This window comes from Streptomyces sp. NPDC030840 (assembly GCF_055572015.1).
The window spans coordinates 169,250-193,371 of sequence record NZ_JBVIEE010000014.1; the positions used below are offsets into that span (position 1 = coordinate 169,250).

Genomic DNA, 24,122 nt, shown 5'->3' on the forward strand with positions numbered 1-24,122 from the left:
CCAGCGGCCCCTGCCCTCCGTCGCCCACTACGACCAGCTCCTGCGGCTCCGCCGACCCGACCACCCCACTCCGTGAAACCGGCCGGCGGCCCGGGCCTGGTCGAGGGCGGTGGCGCCGGACAGCGCACCGGGCTTGCGGATCAGCGTCTCCAGGTAGTGGTCGAGTTCGAGGCGGGATCCATTGCGGGCGATGAGCCGCTCGTGCCGGGCTACTTCCTCGCGGCCGTCGTAGACCACGAGCTCGGAGGCGTGGAGCATGACGCGGACGGTGCGGCCGATCAGCTGCACTGGCACCGAGTAGCGGTTCATCCTCACGCAGATCTGGCTGTAGCGGTCCACCCGCGGTGTGGACAAGCGGCCTGTCTCGAACGGCTCATCCGGCAGTGGCGCGAGCAGCGGCTGCTCGGCCGCGAAGTACTCGCCGGTCGTGCGGCTACGAGAGCGGATGCGGCGGGCGTCGTTCTCCTGGTCCACCGGTCGATCATCGCGTTGAGCTCGGCGAGTGTGTCCACTTCAGGGACGGGGACGAGGCGGTTGCGGCGGAACCAGCCGATCCGACCCTCGACACCGCCCTTCTCGTGGCTGCCCCGGATGCCGGGCTGGCAGTAGAGGGCGTCGATGCCGTAGTGCGAGCGGAAGGCGGTCCAGCGTTCGGCTTCCACCCGGCGACGGGAGAGGCCCAGCACCTGGGCGACGGCGGCTCCAAGGTTGTCGTAGCGGACCTTCCCGGTCGGCACTCCTCTGATATGCGGGTCTCGCTTGTCAATCCCTTGCCGGTGTCCAGGGCTTCTCCGTGCTCATCTTCGTTGCCTCGTATGACGAGCCAGGGCATGCTGTCAGACCTCCGTCCTAGGGTTGCCGCCATGGACATCACAGATCCCCATCGGGTGAGGCTGGAGCCTTGGAGCGGGGGCGACTTCTGGCTCCTGCAGAGAAACAACGCCCCTGAAATGACAGAGCATTTGGGTGGGCCCGAGACAGAGGAGCAACTGGTCGCGCGGCACCGTCGCTATCTCGCCCTGGAGCGGGGGCAGATGTACCGGGTCACGTTGGTGGACTCCGGCGACACCGTCGGCTCAATCGGTTTCTGGGAGCGCGCCTGGCGCGACGGGACGGTGTGGGAGACCGGGTGGGGAGTGTTGCCCGAGTTCCAGGGGCGAGGCATCGCCGCCGAAGCGGCTCGTGCGGTCGTAACAGCAGCACGGGCGGCAGGACAGCATCAGTATCTGCATGCGTTTCCGAGCGCGGACCATTCCGCGTCGAACTCGGTCTGTCGTAGGGCGGGCTTCGAACTGCTGGGTGCGGTCAAGTTCGAGTATCCGAAAGGCTCCTGGCTCACCTCCAATGACTGGCGGATTGACCTGGAAGGCGTGTGAGGTAGGAAAGCGTGAACTTCGTCGCTCGAACGGCCCTCTGCTGATGGCAGGCAGCGGTCAAGAAGCTTCTCCAGTCCAGGCGGATAAGGAGTCCGTGGAAGATCTGCTCGCGTGCGACCTGTCCCTTGGCTGCCGAGTCGTCTCGCTGGCGTTCGGGGGTGGGCCGGAACTCGGTCGTGGTGACGAAGAACGTGCACGATTCACAGATCGACTCGAAGTGGCAGTCCGTCTCGACGGGGCGAACACAGTAGCCGTTGCCGAGCATCCGGCGGTGCATCTCCCGGCGGAGCTTGGCCATCTCCGTTCCTCGGCATCGGCTGGCAGCTGACGCGGGGCGTCGTAGAGTGCTTCGACCTTCTCCGAGACGGCGAAGTACTCGTCGGCGGCCGTGCGGTCGGCGATGCGAGCGTAAACACGCGTCATGGACAGCGACTTGTGGCCGAGCAGTGCGGCGATGGCCTCCAGGGACATGCCCCGGTTGATCGCCTGGGTGGCCAGAGTATGGCGGAGCTGGTGCGGGGTGACCCTGCCCAGTCCGGCCCGCTGGGCGGCCTTGCAGACCGCGGCCTCGATGAGGGAGGCATTGACCGGGCGGTCGTGGTCGGTGAACAGCAGGTTCGATCGCAGGCCCTCGGGCCGGTGCAGCAACCAGTCGTCCAGCAGCGTCTTCAACTGCGGGAGCTGGGGGACGTAGCGGTCGGTGTGCATCTTGCCGACCGGGACACGGAGCCAGTAAGCGGAGCCGATCTGCACGACCGCATCGATGGTGAGACCGAGCATCTCGCCGCGGCGCATCCCGGTCCGGGCAAGGATCTCGATGGCCAGCCGGGCGAACGGATCGGGGTCTTGGCGGGCGGCCGCCAGCAGCTTGGCGGCCGCGGCGTCGTCGAGGAAGCGCGGCAGCGGCTCGTCGGCGATCGGGAAGTCGCTGTCGAACACCAGCTGGCGTGGCGGCCGGTCGGCGGCGTCCCACTCGTCCAAGCTGCGGAAGAAGCCGCGGAGTTTGCTGAGGCGGTCGCGGACAGTGTGCCGGTGCAGCGGTCCTCCGCGGGCGGCCGGCCGCTCCAGCAGCCACTGCCGATAGCGTTCGACGTGCCGTCGCTTGAGCTCGGCGACGCAGGTGATGTCCGTGTCTTCGGCGGCGACCAGGAGGGCGAACTCCCGCAGCATCAGCTCGGCGTTCTTCACGGTGCCCGGCCGCATCGTTCCGGCGATCTGCCCAGGTAATGCCGCATGGTGTCCGCTATCCCGGCCGGGACACGGGCCCATTCCCGGGCCCGCATGTCGGCGTGGTCCGGGGAGCGTCGTCGTGGGAGTTGATCACTCGACTCGCAGTGGAACAGGGTCGCTTCCAAGTTGAACAGGGCAGTCGAGAGGGCCTTTACCCCGCGATTGGGAATGCGGCGGGCAGCCTCCAACAGCACGCGGCGTCCCTCGTCCCAGTCGCTCTGCTGCAGCTCGTGCGGTTGCCTGCCGAATTGCGCGACGAAGTGGGCCAGCAGGTTGAACTGGGTCATCGCCACCATGTAGCGAAAACCGAGCGTGCGGGCGGTCTCCATGAACCTCATATGCAGTTCCGGCTCCGTGCGGGCAAGCACAATGCCCAGGCGAGGGCGCCGGGCGACCAGGTAGTCCGCCCCGGGTTGCAGACGTCCGCTGACCGAGAGCCAGTTGATGAATCGGTGGGTCTCGTGGTTGAAGGCGAGCTGGCGTTCCAGCGGCAGGCGGCAGAAGTCGTTCAGGTCGGAGACTTGGGCGAGCAGGGCTCGGGCGCCCCAGCGGACCTTGTGATCGGTGTTCATGCCCTGCGCGGCCCGGTGGGCGAGATAGGACTCGACCAGGTCCGGACGCACGACCGGCAGGGCGGCGGCGCGGACCCGGCCCATCAGTTACGCCACTCCCTTCCGGCTACGTTTCCGCACCGGCTCCGTTCGAGGGCCATTTTCGCCCGGCAAGATGCGCTGGCGGACGCCCCTGGTGCGGCAGACGGTCGGCTGCCGTTTGCCTGGTGCGCGTTCGTTTCCTGTCAGCGAGCAGTGTTCAGGATTGGCGACGGCCGGGGCCTCGGGGGCTGCTTCCCGAGGCCCGGTGCGGGTAGTGGGGTGGTCAGCGGAGGGTGACCGGGAGGCGCTCGATGCCCCACATGAAGTTGGAGCGCAGGCGCTCGACCGGGCCGGCGAGTTCCATGTGGGTCACCTTCTCGGCGAGCACTTCCAGGAGGAGCTTCAGCTCGACCTTGGCCAGGGGGGCGCCCAGGCAGAAGTGGGGGCCGATGCCGAAGGTGAGATGGCGGTTGGGGGTGCGGCCGAGGTCGAAGCGGTCCGGGTCGGGGAACACATTCTCGTCGCGGTTGATGGAGGAGTTCCAGAGGGCGACCGTCTCTCCGGCGCGGACCAGCTGGTCGCCGACCTGGACGTCCTTCTTGGCGACACGGGTGACATGCAGGGCCGGGCTGGTGTAGCGCAGCACCTCGTCGACTGCGGACTCGATGTCCACCGCCCCGCTGCGCAGCCGCTCCCACTCGCCCGGATGCTCCATCAGTGCCAGCAGACCGGCGGCGGAGGCGTGGCGGGTTGTCTCGTTGGCGCCGGTGAGCAGCCCGTCGCAGTTGAGCAGGACCTCCTCGTCGGTGAGCCGGCGCCCGTCCAGGTCACCCTGGATGAGCGCGCTGACCACATCGGCACCGGGGTTGCGCCGCCGCTCCTCCACCAATTCGGTGTAGTAGAGGAAGATCTCCGCGTGCGCCTCGGTCTTCTCCATGGTGCTCATCGGGCACTTGGCCTCGCCGCCGACCGAGGCGCCGAACGCCTTGCTGGTCAGGTCGATCATCATGGCCCGCTCCGACTGCGGGATCTCCATGATGTCGCAGATGATCGCCGCGGGCAGCACCGCCGCGATCTCGCTGACGAAGTCCACCACGTCCTTGCGCAGCGCCTCCTCCACCAGCGGCTCGATCACCCGGCGCATCGACGCCTCCAGCGTAGCGACGACCCTCGGCAGGAAGGCCGAGTTCATCAGCTGGCGCAGCCGGGGATGCGTCGGCGGGTCGGTGACGATGAGCATCTTGCCCGCGGCCGCCTCCACCGCGGCCGGATCGGAGTCGACGCGCATGCCCAGCTCGGAGGTGAACGCGTCGGTGTTCCGGTACACCTGCAGCGCCGGCTGGTACGCCATCACGGCCCAGAAGCCGGGCCCCGGCGGGTGGTTGTTCCAGTGGACGGGCGAGGTGGCCCGCAGATGCGCCCAGAGCGCCACCGGGTCTCCGGACTCGTAGAGCGCCGGGTCCGCCACATCGATCGTGGCGGGGTCGAGGGCCGCGAGGCCCGCCGTGTCGGCCACGTCTCAGCCCGCCTTCCGTACGGAGAAGACCTCGTAGATCTCCGTGTCCGCGAGCAACGCGTCCTGCTCCACCGCCACATCGAACCCGTGCTCGTCCAGCAGCGACACGAACGCCTTCAGCGTGCCGTCGAGGTCGTGGACCTCGGCGACGACCTGGCGCACCTTGGGCCAGTCCGCCTCCGACAGGCCCCGCAACACCTCCAGTTCGCTCTTTTCCACGTCGATCTTGAGTAGGTCGATCGTGGTGACGCCGCGTTCCGCGATGACGTCGGACAGCGTCCGCACCGGCACCTCGATCGCCACGGTCTCGTGGCGGCCCGCCAGCATGTCCTCGACGTCCTCCTCCTCGAAGCCGCTGCGGACCAGGAAGGTCCGGGTCAGCGCCGCCTCCGACGCGGCGTCGGCGTGGAAGCCGGACATCACGGTGGAGTCGGGGTAGTACGTCATCCGGCCGGTGCCCGCATGGTCGGACAGCGCGCACCGGGTGGCCGTCGCATCGATGCCGTACGCCGCGATGTTGGCGCTCAGCGCCGCGTACGGGTCCGGCGCCGGCTCGAACGCGTGGAAGGCGAGCCCCGCGCACTCGGTGTGGAAGAACAGCGTCGACATCCCGATGTTCGCGCCGACGTCGAACACGGTGCCGCCCGGGCTCAACGTGATGCCGTGCTGCATGTAGCAGCGCTCGGCGAAGATGTCCCGGTACAGCAACGCTGTCTCGCCCATGTTCACATGGGACACGGTCAGGCCGTTGGGCAGTTTCATCGTCTCCATGGTCGTCATGCCGTCGAGCCGTCGAGGGCCTGGCGCAGGCTCAGCGGCCGCATATCGGTCCAGTGCTCGTCGACATAGGCGACGCACTCCTCCTCCGTGCCGGTGAAGTCGGTCGGCCGCCAGCCCGCCGGGGTGGGCAGCTCGGCCGGGAACAGGCCGTACTGCTCCTCGGCGTTGATCAGGACGGTCCAGCGCTCGGGGCCGTTGTCGCTCATCTGGAGTTCCTCCGGTGTACGGGGTGAAGGGGGTTACGAAAGGCGCCGGGTCAGGACGCGGGCAGGGCCTCGGTCAGTCGCCGGACGGTCGGGTGGCGGTAGAGCATCCGCACGGGCGCGTCCGTGATGCCCTGCTCCCGCAGCCGGACCATCACTCGGATGGCCAGCAGCGAATTGCCGCCTGTCAGGAAGAAGTTGTCGTCCGGGCCGACCGGGGTGCCCAGCACCTCGTGCCAGATCCCGGCGATCCGCGAGGCGAGATCGGGGGCGTCGGATGCGGCCGCGGGTGCCGGTGCCGCGGGGGCGGATTGCGCGGCCTTTCCCGGCTCCGGCAGACGCGCGGTGTCCAGCTTGCCGTTCCCGGTCACGGGGAGCCGGTCCAGGACGGTGAGAGTGCTGGGCACCATGTACGAGGGCAGGGTCCGCTCCAGATGCTCGCGCACGGTGGCCAGATCGGCGCCCGGGCCCACCACGTACGCGTCCAGGTGCGCGTCCCCGGCCTCGCCGCGGTGCCGCAGGACGACGGCCGCCGCCCGCACCTCGGCGGCTTCCAGCAGGCGGTTCCTGATCTCGTCGAGCTCGATCCGGTACCCGCGCACCTTCACCTGCCCGTCGAGCCGTCCCAGATGCTCCAGCTGCCCGTCGTGGCGCAGCCGCCCGCGGTCACCACTGCGGTACAGCCGGGCCCCCGGGATCCCGGACAGGTGGTCCGGACGGAACCGCTGCGCGGTCATCCCGGGCCGCCCGTGGTAGCAGCGGGCCACTCCCGCGCCGCCTACGTGGATCTCACCGGGCACGCCGGGCGGCAGCGGACGGCCGTACGGATCGAGAACGTGCAGCGTCCAGCCGGACAGCGGGGTGCCGATGGAGCGGCTGCCCACGAGCGCGTCGCGCCGGGTCAGATCGGTCCAGGTGCAGTGCACAGTCGTCTCGGTGATGCCGTACATGTTCACCACGCGGCACCGGTCCTCCGGGTGCGCGTCGAACCACGGCAACAGGATGCGCGAGTCCAGTGGCTCGCCGCCGAACACAAGCAGCCGCACGTCGAGCGTGGACGCCCCGGGGGTCTCGGTGGACAGCAACTGCACGAACGCGGACGGGGTTTGGTTGAGGACCGTGACCCGCTCGGTGCGCAGCAACTCCCGGAACTCCTCCGGCACCCGCGCGACGTCCTCCGGTACGACGATCAGCCGGCCGCCGGTGGCCAGGCAGCCCCAGATCTCCCACACCGAGAAGTCGAACGCGAACGAGTGGAAGAGCGTCCACACGTCGTCGCCGCCGAACCCGAACTCCTCGCGCGTGCCGGCCAGCAGTGCCGCGAAGTTGCGGTGCTCGACGACCACGCCCTTGGGCCGGCCGGTCGAGCCCGAGGTGTAGATGACGTAGGCCGGGTCCTCGGGTGCGACGTCCTCGCCCACGGCGGGCACGTCCTCGGCCTCGGGCGGCGGCTCCAGACGCGGGCACCCGTCGAAGGCCGCGTGCGGCTCGCGGGCCAGGACCAGCGAGAGGCCCGCGTCCCGCACGAGGTAGCGCAGTCGGTCCTCGGGGTACGACGGGTCCAACGGCACATATGCGGCACCGGACTTGAGTACGCCGAGCAGCGCGGCGACGAGCTCCGCGCCCCGCCGCAGGCATACGCCGACCCGGTCGCCGGGGCCGATGCCGCGCGAGCGCAGCGCGTGCCCGATCGTATCGGCCTTGCGGTCCACTTGGCGGTACGTCAGGTCGCCGTCGGGCGCCGACACCGCGACGGCGTCCGGCCGCTCCTCGGCCCGGGCGGACACCAGGCCGTGGATCGTGGCATCGGCCTCCACCGGGCTGCCGCTCGGGGCGACGGTCGCCTCCGGCTGCCCGGAGACATACCCGGCCACTTCCGCCAGCAGCGCCTCCACCGCCTCACGCGCCACGACATCGGCGGCGAAGTCGCAGCTGAGCACGTAGGCGTCGGCCGCGGCGTCGAGGCCGAGGGCGAGCACGGCCGACGTGGGCGCGGGCGCGGTGCGCAGCAGCGGACGCAGGCCCGCCGCCGTCAGGCGGTCGACGGCCGCCGGGGCAGCGGGCAGCCGCAGCTCCACGGAGTGCGCCGGGACCGGCCCGAACGTCCAGTTCGTACCGGACAGCGCCTCCTCGGCCGCACGCAGTCCCCCGGGGCCGGTCAGCCGGACCGTCGCAGCGCTGTCCGTCCTCGCCGCGCCGGGGGCGGCCGGGCCCGGCCGCCGTACCGTCAGGGCCGGGGCGGCGCCCGTCCTGCGGGTAAGAGCCGTGGTCAGCGCCGCCAGGACGGCGGCCTCACCGGCATCGGAGCCCAGCGCGACGGTCAGTTCCTCCCGTGCCCCAGGTCCGGCGCACGCGCCCGACGCCCACTCCAGGGGGAGCCGCTCCCCGCCGCCGTCCTCGACCGGCTCGGGCAGTGACAGCGGCCCGGACTCCGAGGACTCTTCCACCAGCAGACAGGCCAGGCCCGCCAGTCCGCCCTCGTCGAGCACCTCGGGACGCGCGCCCACCATCAGGTCCTGGACACGATCGGTGTATGTCAGCAGGCACACCCGGATGGTGGGCCTGTCGCCCGGGGCGAGCGGGCGTGTGGCCGTGCGCCGGCGCAGCCGGTCGGCGCGGGGGTCCGTGCTCGGATACGGCAGGGCCTCGGTCCACACGACCGGCCCTCGCGCGCACGGGCCGAAGAGCCCGTCCAGGCGCCGCTGGACCGCGGCCGCGTCCACCCTCCGCAGCGCGCGGAGTACGAGGGACCTCACAGGCGCTCCGGCAGCGGCCGGGCGGCGACCAGCTCGGCCATCGCGCGCAGCACGGGCAGCGGGTCCTCGGCGAGGTACATGTGGCCGCCCTCGAACTCCACCTGCGAGCAGCCCTTCGCGGACACGTCGGCCCAGCCCCGGCAGTCCTCCTCGGTGACCAGGTGGTCAAAAGCGCCGCGGAACACGGTGACCGGCACCGGCAGCGGCTCGCTGTCAGCGGGCCGGTAGGTCTCGTGCAGGTTGACGTCCGCGCGCAGCACCGGCAGCACCACTTCGCGTAGGTCGGGGTCGGCCAGCGCGGGGTGGACGTATCCGGCGAGCTGCTCCACCCGGGCCACGAACTCCTCGTCGTCCAGGCCGGCCGAATGCCGGCCGAGCGGCACCCCGGGGGCGGCGGAGCCGCTGACGACGAGCAGGCCGGGCGCGGGCAGCCCGGCGGCGGGCAGGGCCCGGGCCAGTTCGTAGGCGAGGATCGCGCCGAAGCTGTGGCCGAACAGGGCGTACGGCCCGGCCTCGGCATACGGGGCGGCCGGCTTCGACAGGTCCGCCACCGCCGACTCCAGGTCGGTGTACGGATCCTCGTGGTAGCGCTCCTCGCGGCCCGCGGGCTGCAGCGGGACGAGCTCGATGCCCGCGGGTGGCGCGGGCCAGCCGCGGTAGAAGGTGGCGCCCGCACCGGCGTAGGGCAGGCAGAGGATCGGGATGGGGCTCATGGGGTGCTCCAGTCTTCGAAGTCGGCTCAGGAGGAGGCCATGCGCTCACGGATGGCCTCCTCGACGTAGACCGCCAGATCCCGCAGGACGGGGTTCTCGAAGACGGCGGTCATCGGGATGACGAGCTGGGCCTGGCGCTTGAGCCGGGCGACCACCCGGATGGCGAGCAGCGAGTGGCCGCCGACCTCGAAGAAGTGGTCGGTGGGGCGCAGCCCCTCCACGCCGAGCACCTCCTGGCAGATACGGATCAGCAGCTCCTCGGTCGCGGTGCGCGGGCCGTCCTGCACGGCTGCCTGCTCCGAGGGCTCCTCCGCCTCGCCGGGCGCGGCCGTCCTGAGTTCGGCGAGCGCCACCCGGTCGAGCTTGCCCGCCGGGGTCAGCGGCATCTCCGCCAGCAGGGTGTACGTGGCGGGCCGCGTCCATTCGGGCAGCCGCCGCTCGGCGTGCTCACGCAGCTCGCGCACGGACGTGCCCGGGACCGTACGCAGGTACGCCGCGAGGACGGCCTCGCCCTCGTGCTCCTTGCGAACCACCCCGCAGTCCAGCGTGCCGGGGAACTCGGCGAGCACGGCCTCGATCTCGCCCAGCTCGATGCGGTAGCCGCGCACCTTCACCTGGTGGTCGGTGCGCCCCAGGTACTCCAGACGCCCGTCCCAGGTCCAGCGCGCCCGGTCACCGGTGCGGTACATGCGCGAGCCATCGGCCGCCCACGGATCCGGGACGAACCGGGACGCGGTCAGGCCGGGTCGGCCGAGGTAGCCGCGCGCCACCGACGGGCCGCTGATGTACAGCTCACCGGGTGTGCCCACCGGCACCGGCTGCAGGCCCGCGTCGAGCACGCGCACGGTCTGGCCGGGCAGGGTGGCGCCGAGGTGCGGCGCGGTGCCGCCGCCGACGACCGCCCAGGTGGTGTCAACGGCCGTCTCGGTGGTGCCGTAGACGTTGACGGCGTCGAGGACGCCCCGGCCGGTCAGCTCGCCCAGCCGCTGCCACAGCGTGGCGGGCAGGGGCTCGCCGCCGATCCACAGCCGCAGTCCGCTGCCCGGCTCCAGTTCCTTGGCCAGCGGGCCGACCAGGTGCTCCGCGTGCGAGGGGGTGAGGTCGAGGTCGGTGAGGCGCTGCCCGGCGACGGAGCGGGCGAACTGCTCGGGGGCGCGGCGCACGGCCTCGTCGACGATCACGACCGTGTCCCCGCGGCAGACCCGCGTCCACTGCTGCACGGAGGCGTCGAAGGACGGGCTGGCGTTCCAGCCGACCCGGCCGGCGGACGGGCGGACGACCCCCGCCTGCTCCAAACCCGCCAGCAGGCCAGCCACGGCACGGTGGCTGACCTGGACCGCCTTGGGGCGCCCGGTGGAGCCGGAGGTGTAGATGACGTACGCGCACTGGTCCGGGTGGATCTCGGCGACCGGGCCGGGCGTCCCCGCGGGGGGCTGCTCGGAGTCCAGCGGCACGACGGTGGCGAGGTCACCGAACTGGCCGTCGTACGAGGTCGTCGACGTGGTCAGGACCAGCCGCGCCCCGCTGTCGCGGATCAGGAAGTCCAGGCGCTCGGCCGGGTACTGCGGGTCCAGCGGCAAGGAGGCGGCACCGGCGCGCAGGAGTCCGAGGACGGCGGCCAGAAGTTCGGCGGAGCGCGGCAGGCACAGACCGACCACTGTGTCGCGGCCGGCGCCGTGGGCCGTCACGATCCGGGCGATGTCGTCGGCGCGCGCGTCCAGTTCGGCGAAGGTCAGGACGGTGTCGCCGTCCACGACCGCCGGGGCGTCCGGGCGTGCCCTGACCGCGTCGCGGAACCGCTCCGGGAGCATGAGCGCGTCGGCGACGGCCTGCGCTCCGGCGCCCATCCCCAGGACGCGGGCCTCCTCCTGGGCGTCGAGCACCGGCAGCACCGCCAGCGGGGCCCCCGGCCGTTCGGTGACGGTGCGCAGGAGGGACGCGAACCGGCGGGCCAGCGCCTCGATGCTCTCCTGCTCGAACAGGTCGCTGGCGTAGTAGAAGTCGCAGCGCAGCGCGCCCCAAGGCTGCACGATGTAGTCGACCGCGAGGTCGTAGCGAGTGATATCGGGCTGCACGTCCAGCGCCTCGACCGCCACGCCGTCGATGCTCAGCCGCGGCTGCTTCTCCATGTTGAACGCCACCTGCACCAGAGGGTTGTGGGCCAGCGTCCGCTCCGGGGCGATCTCCTCCACCAGGCGGTCGAAGGACAGCCCCTGGTGGTCGTAGGCGTCCAGCGACGCCTCGCGAACGCGTGCCACCAGTTCTCGGAAGGAGCCCGCGGGATCCACGGTGGCGCGCAGCGGCAGCAGGTTCATGAAGAAGCCGACCAGCTCCTCCGTCTCGGAGGCCTCCCGGTTCGCGGCCGGCATGCCGACGACGAAGTCGTGCTGCCCCGACCAGCGCGCGATCAGCAGCTGAAACGCGGCGAGCAGCACCATGTGCGTGGACGCGCCGCACTCCTTCGCCAGCACGGCCACCGCCTCCGCGTCGGCCGCTGGCACCTCGAAGGTGAAGAACTTCCCGTCGAAGGACTGCGCGGCCTGCCGCGGATGGTCCAGCGGGAGGGCCAGCACATGCGGGCAGCCGTCCAGGTGTTCGCGCCAGAACGTCAGGTCCTCCGCGAACTCCCCGGCCGCGAACCGCTGCCGCTCCCAGGAAGCCACGTCCACGAACTGCACGGACAGCTCCGGGAATTCGGCCTCATGCCCGGCGCTCAGCGCCTCGTACGCCTCGCCGATCTCCCGGAAGACGATCTCCATCGACCAGCCGTCGGTGGCGATGTGATGGATCACCAGGAGGAAGACGTGCTCGTCCGGCCCGACCTGGAACAGCCGCGCGCGCAGCACCGGTCCCGTCGCCAGGTCGAACGGCTGGGCCACGACCTCACGGATCTCGCTCTCCAGCGCCTCCGGCTCGACCGCGGTGACCTCGAGGCCCAGCGAGAACGGCTCGCCCACGACCTGCAGCGGCGCGCCGTCGTGGGAGACGAACGTGGTACGCAGCGTCTCGTGCCGGTCGACGACCGCGTCGACCGCTCCGGCGAGCGCCCGCACGTCCAGCGGGCCCGTCAGCCGCAGCGCGTACGGATAGACGAACTCCAGCCCGCGCCGGCCCATCTGGTCGGCGAACCACAGGCGCGCCTGGGAGAAGGAAGCGGGGGACGGACCGTCCTGGCCGAGGCGGGTCAGGAGGGAACGCTGCGCAGGCTGATCAGTCACGGGGCGGGATTCCTTCGTTGTTCGGTAGAGGGGAAAGCCGTTCGGTCTCGTGGCGTACGGCCGCGGCAAAACCGCGGAGCGTGGGGTTCTCGAAGAGTGCCCTGGCCCTCAGCCGCACCCCGAAACGCTCCCGGCACCGGTTGAGGACCCTTCCGACCGCCAGCGAGTCGCCGCCGAGGTCGAAGAAGTTGTCGGCGGCGCCGATGCGCCGCTCGCCCAGGACTCGCGTCCAGATCAGCGCGACGTCCCGTTCCAGCAGGCACTCGGGTGCGTCGGGGGCCGCCGCGGTGAACTCGGGCCGTGGCAGGGCGCCGTGGTCGACCTTGCCGTGCGGGCCGACGGGCAGCGCGTCCAGCAGGACGACGACCGCGGGGACCGCGTGCCCGGGCAGCACGGCGCGCAGCCGCTCGCGCAGCGCTGACCCCTCCACGGCACGGGCCACGCCCGCGGCGCGTACGGCGTACGCGGCGAGGCCCGGGCCCGCCGGGAGGTCGTCACGCAGCACGACCGCGGCGCCCGCGACCTCCGGCAGCGAGGTCAACGCCGCTTCCACCTCGCCGAGTTCGACCCGGTGACCGCGCACCTTCACCTGGCGGTCGCGGCGCCTGACGAACTCCAGCCGACGCTGGGCGTCGTACCGTACAAGATCTCCGGTGCGGTACATCCGGCTGCCGTCTCCGGCGAACGGGTCGGGCAGGAAAGCGGCCGCGGTCCGCCCGGGCAGCCCGCGGTAGCCGCGTGCGACACCGGGCCCGGCGATGAACAGCTCCCCGGTCTCGCCGGCGGGCACGGGTCGCAGGGCGGCGTCCAGCACATGGCAGCGAACGTCCGGCAGCGGCACGCCGAGGTGCGGTGTCTCCGCGTTGACGGGGGCCGTGGTGGCGTCGACCGTGCACTCGGTCGGGCCGTACATGTTCCAGGCGCGCAGGCGCTGCACACGCCCCAGCCGGCGCAGCTCGGCCCACAGGGCGGGCGGTACGGGCTCGCCGCCGACCAGTAGCCGCAGCGGCAGGCCCGCGGCGGCCAGCGGCCCGGTCAGCAGGGCGAGGTGCGAGGGCACCACGTCCATGTCGGTCACGCCGTGCCGTACGAGGTCGTCGACCAGAGCGGTCGGATCGGCGCGGACGTCCTCGTCCAGAAGGACCAGCGTGTCGCCGCGGCACAGGCGCACCCACTGCTGGACCGAGGCGTCGAAGCAGGCGCTCGCGTTCCAGGCGACCCGTGCCGGACCGACACCGCCGAGGACCGTCGCCTCCAGGCCGCGCAGCAGGCTCAGGACGTTGGCGTGGGTGACCTCGACCGCCTTGGGACGGCCCGTGGTGCCCGAGGTGTAGAGCACGTACGCCAGGTCGTCGGGACGGACGCCGCGTACGGCGGCTTCGCCCGCGGGCGGCAGCGGCAGCGCCACCTCCGTCACCGGGCACTCCACCGGCCAGTGCTGCGGCGGCTTCAGGCCCGGCCCGGTGAGGACGCGCGCGGCGCCGGAGTCCGCGGCCATGTGGCGCAGCCGGCCGGCCGGGTAGCGGGGGTCGAGCGGCAGATAGGCGCAGCCCGCCTTCAGCACGGCCAGCAGCGCGACGACCTGCTCGGCGCCCCGGGCGAAGTGCAGACCCACCACCGACCGCGGTGCCGTGCCCGTGCGCACCAGGTGCGCGCAGAGCCGGTCGGACAGCTCGTCCAGCTCCGCGTAGGTCAGCTCGCCGGCGTTCGTGACGACCGCCGCACGGCGCGGATGGGCCCGCGCCGCGGCCGAGACCGCCGTGTGGACACCTGCGGTCATGAGGCGGCGTACGAGAAACGCGCGGGGGCCATATCGAGGGCGGCCACGTCCTTGGCGAGCTGCTCGTTCAGCACGGCCAGCCGCGTCGGGTCCGGGCGCTGCCCGTCGCGCTCACGCATCAGCTCCTGCGTGGTGCGCAGCAGCGGCACCAGCTCGTCGACACCGAGGCCCTTGCCGTCCAGGTACGGCAGCGACCAGAAGTCGAAGTCGTACAGCGGCAGCCACACCGACTCCGTCACCCGGTCGAACATCTTGTCGCACCAGGCGGCGGCCTCCGCCGAGTTCATCGTCGCGTGCGACCAGTCGTAGGCGGCGCCCTCGATCCCGTACACCTCCTTGTTGCGGTAGACGGGAGAGCGCGGGTTGCCCCACCAGGGCTGGGCGCGCCAGAAGGTCGGGCCGGTATCGTTGACGAAGTCGATGGTGTTCTGCATGGTGCGCTCGTTCTCGCCGGGGAAGCCGACGATGATCGACGCGAACGTGGTGATGCCGCGCTCCTTCAGCCGGGCGATGCCGGCCCGGTACTGCGAGTCCTGCGCCAGCTTGTTCATGTTGGCGAGGATGTCGGCGTCACCCGACTCGATGCCCAGGAACACACCCCGGCAGCCGCTCTGCGCGGCAAGGTCGAAGGTCTCCTCGTCGCGGGCGTTGGAACAGCGGAAGTACGAGTACCAATCGAGACCGAGGTCCTCCTCGATCATCATCCGGCACAGCTCCTTGAACCGCTTCGGCGGGACGTTGAACGTGTCGTCCACGAACACCAGGTTTTTCACGCCGAGTTCGGCCATCGCCCGCAGCTCTCGGCGGACCGTGTCCACCGACGCGGTGGTCAGCGCGCCCGCCCGGGTGGGGTAGTCGCAGAAGCTGCACTTGAAGGCGCAGGAGCGGGCCGTGCGGGTCTGTGCGGTCACGCCGATCTGCTCGGGCGTGAAGCTCTGCCAGTCGATCGCGCTGGTGTCCAGGTCGTTGGCCTCGGGCTTGCGCCGGTTGGCGACCCAGTCGTCCTCCGGGCAGGTGATCAGATTGGCGACCTCCTCCAGCGGCCGTCCACGCAGCAGCGCCTGGCACAGCTCCGCCAGCGCGTGCTCGCCCTGCGACTCACGGACGTAGGAGTCGGCCCCCATACCGTGGAACAGGTCCTGCACCTCGTCGGTGATGCCATCCAGGCACAGGTTGTCGATCAGCGGGCCGCCCACCACGATGTGCGAGGTGGGGGAGTGACGCCGGACGAAGTCCACGATCGGGGTGACCGAGAGGATGTTGACGTAGAACGTCGTGGTGATCGCCACGACCGCCGGGCGCTCGGCAAGCAGCCGCGCCAGCCGCTCCTGCTCGGCCCCGAACAGTGACACCGCGTCGGTGCGTATGCCGTGCCGGCGCAGGAAGTTGGTCAGATACAGGCCGGCCAGGTTGAAGACCTCACCGACGTGATAGCGATCGTTACGTCCGGTCGCCCTGTTGCGCAGGGTGCTCAGAACGTCCATCCACGGCATCGGGCGGCCGTCGATCTCGAGGTGTTCCTTGCGGTAGATCTGCCACTCGGGCGAAGTCGGGCCGCTTCGCTCGCACATCAGGCGGTAGTCCTGGAAGTCGCCTTCGTTGTAACCGATGACGACGCAGTCGAGTTCCGGCATCTGGTGGATGCTCCAAGTCTGGGGAGAACGTCCGGGCGTGTGACGGAACGTCAGGCGAGGGGCCCAGGAGTCGGCCGCACGGTCGGTGCGCACTCCTGGAGGGTCACCGGCTCGCCCATGGCGACCAGGATCTTCCGGCCGCCCTGGTAGGCGTCGCGTCCGTGCGCGGACAGGACGTTGTCGACGAGCATCAGGTCACCGGGCTGCCAGCTCTCGCGCCGGGTGGCCGTGTCGTAGGCCGCGTTGAGCGTGGCCACGTCCTCGGCGGTCAGCTCGGTGCCGTCGCCGAAGGCGGTGTCGAAGGGCAGGTCGTCCTCGCCGTAGGTCATGGCCAGCACGTCGAGGACCTCCTCGTCCAGCGACCAGCGGCTCCAGAACGCGGCGTGGTTGAACCACACCTCCTCGCCCGTCACCGGGTGGCGGACCAGCGCGGAGCGGCGCTGGACGGTGCGCAGCCCGGACTCGCCGGTCCACTCGAAGCCGATGAGGTTGCGTGCGCAGTACTCCTCCACCGCCTCGCGGCGGTCGGTGGCGAACGCGGTCGGCCAGGGCAGCCCCACATGGCTGTGATAATTGCGGGTGAGCAGCCAGCCCGCCTCGCGGAACCGCTCCACGAGGTCGGCGGGCAGCGCCGCCAGCACCTCACGGACATCGGCGACCGTGGTGGCGCCGCCCTTCTCCGGAGCCTCCAGGCAGCAGAAGATCAGCAGACCCGGGAAGTCCAGGGTGTAGCTGTTCTCGTTGTGCAGGTGGATGGGCTGCGCGGGCGGCAGGTCCGTGGAGGAGTACACGTCGTCGCCGTACGCGCTGCGCGGGGTGGCCTTCTCCTTGTAGGCGGCCCGCCGCTCCACGAGGATGTCGCGCAGCTCGGCGAACTCCTCCGGCCGGGCGATGGGCAGCCCGCGGATCAACAGGTGCCCGTGGCGCAGCAGTTCGGTACGGATCGCCGCCCGCTGCTCCGACAGCCAGGCGCGGGCCCCGACGAGGTCCGGCAGCTCGGGCGTGAGAAGGATCGGCGGCTTGCCGGGCTCCAGGATCAGGGGCAGCTCGGTGGGACGAAGCGTGACGGGGTTCATATGAGGGGACTCCGCTCCTGCAGGTGGCGGCGCACCACCGCTGTGAGGGTGGCCATGTGGTCGTGGAGATAGAAGTGGCCTCCGGACAGGACGTGGATCTCGCTGTGCCCGGTGCCGAGTTCGCGCCATCGCAGAAGCCGGTCGATGGGGACGGCCGAGTCACTGTCGCCGCCGAACGCGACGACGGGGCAGTCCAGGCGGCGGTCCTCGTCGCCGTAGGAGTAGCTGTCGGTGACGGCCATGTCCGAACGGCAGGCGTCGAGGACGAGGTCGATCAGATCGGGCTCCGCCAGGATGTCCTCCGGCATGCCGCCGCGCTCCTTCAGCAGAGCCAGCAGCTCGTCGTCCGTGGGCCGGGCCAAGGACACCGCTGCCGAGCGGTGGGCGTGCGCCGCCGCAGCGGCCGAGGGATAGAACGTGGCCGCGGGGCATCCGGCCTGCTGCAGCCTCCAGCACACCTCGAAGCCGAGCAGGGCGCCGAGGCTGTGCCCGAAGACATGCACGGGCGTGTCCAGGCCGGCCAGCACCTCGGCCAGTGGATCGGCCAGCATCGCGATCCCGGTGGCCGGTTCCTGCCCGTAGCGGGCGCCCCGGCCGGGGTACTGCGCGGCGACCACGCGGACGCTGCTGGGGAACCACTGGGCCCAGTCACCGTACGCCTGGGCGGAGCCGCCGGAGTGCGGAAGGAGTACGAGGGTGGCTTCGGCGGCCTTGGCTCGGGGGGTGACGTCCCAGAGCCAGTCGCGGGGCCGGGGTGTGGGGGTGGGCGCGGGTCGAGTGTGGTTGGTCGCGCGGTTCCCCGCGCTCCCCGGCGTCTCGGGGTGCCTGTCGGTTATCAGGCTCGGGAACTCGGTCACGCGCCTTCCCCGCCCTGGCCGGATCCGGTCGCGGCGGCCTGTGATCCGGCCGCCTTCCGGATCAGCTCCGTCAGATGTGCCGCCAGCGCGGCGAGCTCGCTGTGGCGGAACACATCCCTCACCGGGACCCGTACGCCGAGCTCGTCCGAGAGCCGGTTGGCGACCCGGGACGCGGCGAGCGAAGTGCCGCCCACCTGGAAGAAGTTGGCCTCACGGGGCGGGGAGTCGCAGCCGAGCAGATCACTCCACACGGTGGCGATCAGTTCCTCCAGCACCCCCCGGGGCGCGGTTCCTGCGGCTTCGGGGCCGTCGGTGGAAGCCTCGGCCGCCGCGCGCCCGGCCGGGACGGCAGCCTCCTCGGCAAGCCGGCGGAGCGCCGTCTCCGGTTGCGCGGCCGACTTTTGGAGCAGTCGCAGATAGGCCCGGCCCAGCTCCTCCATCGTCGACCGGTCGAACAGGTCGGTGCGGAACGCGAGGTCGCCGCGTACGCCCTGGGCACCGGAAGTCAGATAGAAGGTCAGGTCCTCCTGCACGTCGAGCCCGCGCGGCGGCAGGTGCTCGACGGTGAGGCCGGACAGGGAGAGCGGCGCGGTGAGTTCCTGGTGGGAGGCGACCGTGACCTGGACCAGTGGGTTGTGGCCCGCGGCGCGCGGCAGTTCCAGTCGCTCCAGCAGCAGTTCGAAGGGCACCTCGTCCCGCTTGTAGGCGTCGACGAGGCTCCGCCCGGTGCGGACCAGGAGGTCGGCGAAGCTCTCCTCGGGAGAGAGGACGCCCCTGATGGGCAGCACGTTGACGAAGAACCCGATCAGCTCCTCGGTCTCCGGCAGGGCACGGTTGGCCGTGGTGATGCCGGTGACCAGGTCCCACTGCCCCGACCAGGCGGCGAGCAGCGTCTGGAACGCCGCGAACTGCACCGCGAAGGGCGTCGTCCCCCGGGCCGTCGCCAGGTCCGCCACGGCAGCCGAAACGGTCGGCGGGACGGTGAAACCTATGCGGTCGCCGGAGCTGGAGCGTAAGGCTGTACGCGGCCGGTCGGTCGGCAGCGCGAGAAAGTCCGGCGCCCCGGCCAGCACCTCACGCCAATACGTCAGGGCTTTCTCGTGCGCGGCTTCATCGTCCGCGAGAGAACGCTGCCATACGGCGAAATCCGGATACTGCAATGCCATTTCAGTCAATTCTGCGACGTCCGCCAGACCTTTGGCGTCGGTCACCGAAGGCAGCTCGCTCGCGGCGTCGTAGAGCGCGGCCAGTTCCCGGTGGAAGACGTCCATCGACCAGCCGTCATTGGCGATGTGATGGAACACCGCGACCAGCACATGCTCCTCGGCGCCAAGCCGGAACAGCCGGGCCCGCAGCAGTGGATCACGTCCGAGGTCGAACGGCAGCCGGCTGAACTCCTGCAGCGCCGCGTTCAGTTGTGCCGGCCCGGCGACATCCTCGAGAACCAGCCGGAAGGGCTCCGGATCGGCGACGACCTGGAACAACTCGCCCTGACGGACGACGAAGCCGGTCCGCAGCGCCTCATGCCGGGCGAGGACGGCGCCCAGCGCTGCGGCCAGCGCGTCCACGTTCACCGGGCCGGTCAGCCGGTAGGCGTGCGGGGCGGTCAGCGAACGGTCGTCGTCCCCGGCGACCTGCTGGGCGAGCCACATGCCCTGCTGAGCGTGCGAGGCCGGCAGCGGCCGCTCGCGGTTGGCGCGGGGCACCGTACAGGCCGGAGCCTCTCCGGCACGATCGAGCCACGCCTGGAGTATGTCGACGGCCGGATCAGGCTGTTGATCAGCCATGCAGAAGCGCCCTTTCCCCCGGGATAGCGGTACGAAAACGCCTGAAGTTGAAGTGACGATCAGTCAATACAACGGTGCTCATTGCTGGTTGGTGCCAACCATAAGGACGACCCCGGACAAGATCCAGTCTTGACTCTCGCGTTTTTTGAAGCATATGTTGCCGTGAGCATCGACCCGCACCGCATATTTTTCGGACGTCAGGCACCCATTCCGTCGCACCAGTGAGCACCGACCGTCGTCCTGGTGCCGCGCCGCGAACCCTTCCCTGACATTCCTGGAAGCCGGGTCGCGGCCCCGAGCGGGCGCAAGGGCCAGGGTCGCTGACCGGCTTCAGCCACACCGAGGAGAAGTGGGATCCCCATGAGCTCGTCCCAGCAACCGGCTGCCGACCCTGACGACCGGGCCCAACTGCTGCAGCGCTGGCTGGCCGGCCGGCGCGAATCTCCGGACGCGCCCGCCGTCTCGCGCGCCGACCGCTCTTCACCGCTGCGCGCGTCCTCCGGGCAGCGCCGGCTCTGGCTCCAGGACCACGCCGAAGACGTCTCCGGGGACCGCAACATCCCCTTCGCCTGGCGGCTGACCGGCGCACTCGACACCGACGCGCTGTTCGAAGCACTGGATCTGACCGTGCGCCGGCACGAGGCCCTGCGCACGGCCTTCCGGGAGGAAGGCTCCGAGCTTCTCCAGGAGGTGCGCGACCCGTACACGTTCGACCGAACGGTCGTCGAGGTCTCCGCGCAGACGCTCGCCGGGCCGGTCGAGAACGCCACCTACGAGCCGTTCGACTGGACCGAGGGCAGACTGCTGCGGGCCCGGCTGTTCCGGGTCGCGGCCGACGAGCACGTGCTGCTGCTGGTGGCACCCCACCTGGTCGTCGACGACTGGTCGGCAGCCGTCATCCTCGATGAGCTCACCGCTGGATACGCGGCCCTGACGGCTGGTGAGCGCCCGGACCTGCCCGAACTGGCCGTGCAGTACCCCGACTTCGCCGAGTGGCAGCGCACCCGCCTGGACGACGGAGGGCTCCGGCCGGGCATCGCCTTCTGGCTGCGCGCCCTGGACGGCGCGCCCACCGTCCTGGACCTGCCCACCGACCGGCCGCGCCCCGCCCACAGCAGCCACCGGGCGGGCTGGACCCCGCTCGACGTGGACGCCTCGACGGCTCGGGCCGTCGAGGAACTGTGCGCCCGGGAGAAGGCCACCTCCTTCATGGCCCTGCTGGCCGCCTATGCCGTCCTGCTCGCCCGCCGCTCCGGCAGCCGCGACCTGGTCATCGGAAGCCCTGTCGCCGGCCGCAGCCTGTCCGAGCTGGAACCGCTCATCGGCTTCTTCGTCAACACGGTCCCGCTGCGCATCCAGGTCGACCCGCAAGCTCCGTTCGCCACCCTGCTGCGGCAGGTACGGGAGACCGTGCTCTCCGCCATGGAGCACCAGGACGTGCCGTTCGACCACCTGGTGCAGCTGATCGCTCCCGAGCGGTCGACGGCCGCCAACCCGCTGGTCCAGGTGGCGTTCTCGCTGAACACCGCCGCAGCGGGCGGGGCCCGCCCGCTGCCCGGCCTCGAACTGGCCGACCACCCGGTGGCCGGCCGCTCAAGCCGCTACGACCTCGTGCTCGCCCTGGCTCCGGAGGGCGAGGGACTGCACGGTGAAGTGGTCTACGACGCAGACCTGTTCGACGCATCGACGGCCGATCGGCTCGCCGCCGAGTACCTCGCGACCGTGCGCGCCCTGGTCGCCGAGCCGGACCTCCCCCTGCTGCGCCTGTCCTCCGGAGACCCGGTCGACGCGGCGCTCGACGGCCCCGCCGTCGGCTTCGACACCGGCCTGAACGTCGCCGATCTGGTCGCCGAGGTCGCCCGGCAGGACCCGCACCGGGTCGCCGTACGCGCACCCGACGGCGAGGTCGACTTCGCCGGGCTGGACGCGCGCGCCAACGCCCTGGCCGCAGCCCTGCGCGAGCACGGCGCCGGACCCGAGCGCGCCGTGGGCGTCCACCTGGGCCGCTCGCAGGACCTGGTCGCAGCGCTGCTGGCGGTGTGGAAGACCGGGGCGGCCTTCGTGCCGCTCGACCTGGCCCACCCCGTCGACCGGCTGGCCGGAACCGTGCGGGACGCCGGGGTGACGGTCCTCGTCGCGGACGCCGCCGCGTCGCTCGCACAGGCCGTCGGCGGTGTGCCGATGGTGGACCCGGCCGCCCTGACGGCGACCGAGGTCCCCGAGGTGCGCCCGGAGCGCAGCCTGCCCGACGCGCTCGCCTACCTCGTCTACACCTCGGGCACCACCGGCGAGCCCAAGGGCGTCGGCGTCAGCTACCGCAACCTCGCCAACCTGGTCGGCGCGGTCGCCCCGCTCGCCCCGTCGCAGGACGGATTCGGCGGCAATGTGCTCGCACCGGCCTTCGACGGCTGGATCTGGTCCACCGTCCTGCCGCTGGCCCACGGCCGCGGGGTCGTGCTCGCCGACCCGCTCGACGGCATGGACGCCGTCCTCGACGGCTCCGTGGACCTGGTGACGGCGACGCCCTCACTGCTCGCCGCGCACCCGACGCCCGCACCGGAAGCGGGACCGCGGACCGTGGTCGTCGCGGGCGAGGCGTCCGCGCCCGCGCTCGTCGAACGCTGGTCGCGGGGACGGCGGTTCGTCAACGCGTACGGCCCCACCGAGACGACCATCTGCGCCACCTGGGCCGACTCCACGGCTGGGCACGACCCGGTGACCATCGGCCGGCCCTTGCCCAACTACCGCGTCCGCGTGCTCGACCGCTACCTGCGGCCTGTCCCGGCCGGCACGCCGGGCGAGCTGTTCATCGCCGGCGAGGGTGTCGCCCGCGGCTACCGCAACCTGCCCGGCCAGACCGCCTCCCGCTTCCTGCCCGACCCGCTCGGCGAAGGGGGCCGCATGTACCGCACCGGCGACCTGGTGCGGCTGCGGTCCGACGGGATGCTGGAGTTCGTCGGCCGGGGCGACCAGCAAATCAAGGTCCGTGGCTTCCGGGTGGAGCCCGCCGGCGTCGAGCGCGCAGCGAGCGCGGTCGCAGGGGTCCGCAGCGCGGCGGTCTTCACCGTGCCGGGCCCGGTCGCGCCCGCGCTCGGCCTGGCCGTCGTCCCCGAGGGCACAACGGGGGAAAAGCTGGAGACCGAGGTGCGCACCGCGCTGAAAGCGGCACTGCCGGACTTCATGGTGCCCTCCTACGTCGTCCGCGTGGACCGGCTTCCGCTCACCGCGACCGGCAAGCTCGACGAGGCAGCCCTCGTCGTCCTCTGCACGGAGAACGCTGACCGGGACGGTGCGGGCGAGGCACCCTCGACGCCCTCCGGGCAACTCGTCGCCAAGGCGTGGAGCACCGTGTTGAAGAAGCCGGTGGACAGCGTCGAGGACAACTTCTTCGAACTCGGTGGCCACTCCCTGGTCGCCACCCAGGTGGTGTCGATGCTACGGAAGGAGACCGGGCTGCGGCTGCCGATGCGGCTGCTGTTCGCTCACCCCACCGTGGGCGCACTGGCCACCGAGCTGGACCGGCTGGCGGCCGAACGGGAGGCCGCACCCGGCACATGACCGCACGCCGACGGGCCCCGGGCGGCAACATGCCGCCGGCCGGGGCCCGTCGGCGTGCCCGCGCCGTTCACCACCGGCGTATCCCGGCACAAGTTGTCGTACACCCTGACACGTACCACCCCCGGACAGGTTGTCCTCAGACCGAAGGCAGGAAACATGCCCACTTTCGCAGCGTCCGACGGGACCGGGCTCGCCTATCAGGTGCTCGGCGACGGGCCTCCCCTCGTCTGTGTGCCCGGTGGCCCGGGCCGCGCCGGCGCCTATGTGGCAGGGCTGGCCGGTGCTGTGCGCGGGAGGTCCCTGGTCGTGCTCGACAACCGGGGCACCGGCGCCTCCCAGGAGCCGGCCGACCCGGAGTCGTACCGGATGGAGCGGCTTGTCGACGACATCGAGGCGCTGCGTGCGCATCTGGGGCTGGAACGGATGGACCTGCTGGCCCACTCCTCGGCCGGGAACACCGCGCTGCTGTACGCACTGCGCAGGCCGGAGCGCGTCGCGCGGCTGGTGCTGCTCGCGCCGAGCACGCGGGCAGCGGGGATCGGGGTCGACGACTTCGAGGAGGCGCTGGCCCGGCGGGCCGACGAGGACTGGTACGAGAGCGCGCGGGCCGGGATCAAGGGCTGGCTGGGCGCGCCCACCGTCGCCGACAGCCTGCTCCACCGGGAGCAGGCGGCCCCCTTCTTCTACGGCCGCTGGGACGAGGCCGCCCGTGACCACGCCCGCGCGGAGACGGCGGAGCTGTCGGCGCCGGCCGCGGCCGGCTTCTACGCCGACGTCACCCTCGACCCGGCCGAGGTCCGGGCGGACGCCGCCGCGTCGGCGACACCGGTGCTCGTGGTGACGGGCGAGCTTGACCCGTTCCCCACCCCGGCCACCGGGCAGCGGCTCGCCGCGCTCTTCCCGCACGGGCAGTCGTACGTCCAGCCCGGCGCGGGTCACTACATGTGGCTGGACGACCCGGAGGCGCTGGGCGCGGCACTGGACGGGTTCCTGGCCCGCCCGGTCTGAGGCGAGGGCGGTGCGGGCCGTGCGCGATGACAGCTCG

At 71.6% G+C, this 24,122-nt stretch carries 17 protein-coding genes; 3 read left to right on the forward strand and 14 right to left on the reverse strand.

The genetic code is table 11. The features are described from left to right. Positions 1–27: 27 nt before the first annotated feature. Entirely contained in the window at positions 28–474 is a 447-nt protein-coding gene (locus tag ACZ49J_RS28050; protein ID WP_467452466.1) for a Mu transposase domain-containing protein, read from the reverse strand. A gap of 389 nt (positions 475–863) precedes the next feature. On the opposite strand from ACZ49J_RS28050, the gene ACZ49J_RS28055 reads away from it, so the two are divergent. Further along, on the forward strand, positions 864–1,376 hold the full coding sequence (locus ACZ49J_RS28055; RefSeq protein ID WP_467452468.1) for a GNAT family N-acetyltransferase: 513 nt from the start codon (positions 864–866) through the stop codon (positions 1,374–1,376). Positions 1,377–1,433: 57 nt separating this feature from the next. On the opposite strand, the gene ACZ49J_RS28060 is transcribed toward ACZ49J_RS28055, so the two are convergent. The 13 genes from ACZ49J_RS28060 to ACZ49J_RS28120 form a co-directional block, all read right to left on the reverse strand. Then, complete coding sequence (locus tag ACZ49J_RS28060) at positions 1,434–2,564, reverse strand: tyrosine-type recombinase/integrase (protein WP_467452469.1); 1,131 nt, start codon at positions 2,562–2,564, stop codon at positions 1,434–1,436. Continuing rightward, positions 2,561–3,262, reverse strand: a complete 702-nt coding sequence (locus ACZ49J_RS28065; RefSeq protein ID WP_467452470.1) for a hypothetical protein — start codon at positions 3,260–3,262, stop codon at positions 2,561–2,563. Before ACZ49J_RS28065 ends, ACZ49J_RS28060 begins: the two co-directional genes overlap by 4 nt. Before the next feature lie 220 nt (positions 3,263–3,482). Further along, positions 3,483–4,715 carry a cytochrome P450 gene (locus ACZ49J_RS28070; RefSeq protein WP_467452471.1) on the reverse strand — a complete coding sequence of 411 codons (1,233 nt, stop codon included), beginning with the start codon at positions 4,713–4,715 and terminating at the stop codon, positions 3,483–3,485. Positions 4,716–4,718: 3 nt separating this feature from the next. Next, the gene (locus ACZ49J_RS28075; protein ID WP_467452472.1) at positions 4,719–5,477 is read right to left on the reverse strand and encodes an FkbM family methyltransferase; all 759 of its coding nucleotides are present in this window, start codon (positions 5,475–5,477) and stop codon (positions 4,719–4,721) included. 14 nt (positions 5,478–5,491) lie between these two features. Beyond that, a complete protein-coding gene (locus tag ACZ49J_RS28080) occupies positions 5,492–5,701 on the reverse strand; it encodes an MbtH family protein (RefSeq protein WP_467452473.1) in 210 nt (69 codons plus the stop codon). A gap of 50 nt (positions 5,702–5,751) precedes the next feature. Further along, entirely contained in the window at positions 5,752–8,454 is a 2,703-nt protein-coding gene (locus ACZ49J_RS28085; RefSeq protein ID WP_467452474.1) for an amino acid adenylation domain-containing protein, read from the reverse strand. After that, positions 8,451–9,167: a thioesterase II family protein gene (locus ACZ49J_RS28090; RefSeq protein ID WP_467452476.1), complete on the reverse strand. Its 717-nt coding sequence runs from the start codon at positions 9,165–9,167 to the stop codon at positions 8,451–8,453. The genes ACZ49J_RS28085 and ACZ49J_RS28090 overlap by 4 nt, the downstream gene beginning before the upstream one ends. A gap of 26 nt (positions 9,168–9,193) precedes the next feature. After that, positions 9,194–12,385 (reverse strand): amino acid adenylation domain-containing protein, encoded by a 3,192-nt coding sequence (locus tag ACZ49J_RS28095; protein WP_467452477.1) that lies wholly within the window; start codon positions 12,383–12,385, stop codon positions 9,194–9,196. Beyond that, complete coding sequence (locus tag ACZ49J_RS28100) at positions 12,378–14,165, reverse strand: non-ribosomal peptide synthetase (protein WP_467452478.1); 1,788 nt, start codon at positions 14,163–14,165, stop codon at positions 12,378–12,380. The genes ACZ49J_RS28095 and ACZ49J_RS28100 overlap by 8 nt, the downstream gene beginning before the upstream one ends. After that, positions 14,162–15,799, reverse strand: a complete 1,638-nt coding sequence (locus ACZ49J_RS28105; protein WP_467452479.1) for a PhpK family radical SAM P-methyltransferase — start codon at positions 15,797–15,799, stop codon at positions 14,162–14,164. Before ACZ49J_RS28105 ends, ACZ49J_RS28100 begins: the two co-directional genes overlap by 4 nt. Positions 15,800–15,849: 50 nt before the next feature. Then, a complete protein-coding gene (locus tag ACZ49J_RS28110) occupies positions 15,850–16,875 on the reverse strand; it encodes a TauD/TfdA family dioxygenase (protein WP_467452480.1) in 1,026 nt (341 codons plus the stop codon). Then, positions 16,872–17,732: a thioesterase II family protein gene (locus tag ACZ49J_RS28115; protein ID WP_467452481.1), complete on the reverse strand. Its 861-nt coding sequence runs from the start codon at positions 17,730–17,732 to the stop codon at positions 16,872–16,874. Before ACZ49J_RS28115 ends, ACZ49J_RS28110 begins: the two co-directional genes overlap by 4 nt. Next, positions 17,729–19,519: a condensation domain-containing protein gene (locus tag ACZ49J_RS28120; RefSeq protein WP_467452482.1), complete on the reverse strand. Its 1,791-nt coding sequence runs from the start codon at positions 19,517–19,519 to the stop codon at positions 17,729–17,731. Before ACZ49J_RS28120 ends, ACZ49J_RS28115 begins: the two co-directional genes overlap by 4 nt. 360 nt (positions 19,520–19,879) lie before the next feature. On the opposite strand from ACZ49J_RS28120, the gene ACZ49J_RS28125 reads away from it, so the two are divergent. Further along, on the forward strand, positions 19,880–23,077 hold the full coding sequence (locus ACZ49J_RS28125) for an amino acid adenylation domain-containing protein (RefSeq protein ID WP_467452483.1): 3,198 nt from the start codon (positions 19,880–19,882) through the stop codon (positions 23,075–23,077). A 156-nt stretch (positions 23,078–23,233) separates the two neighbouring features. Then, on the forward strand, positions 23,234–24,085 hold the full coding sequence (locus tag ACZ49J_RS28130; protein WP_467452484.1) for an alpha/beta fold hydrolase: 852 nt from the start codon (positions 23,234–23,236) through the stop codon (positions 24,083–24,085). Positions 24,086–24,122: the final 37 nt, after the last annotated feature.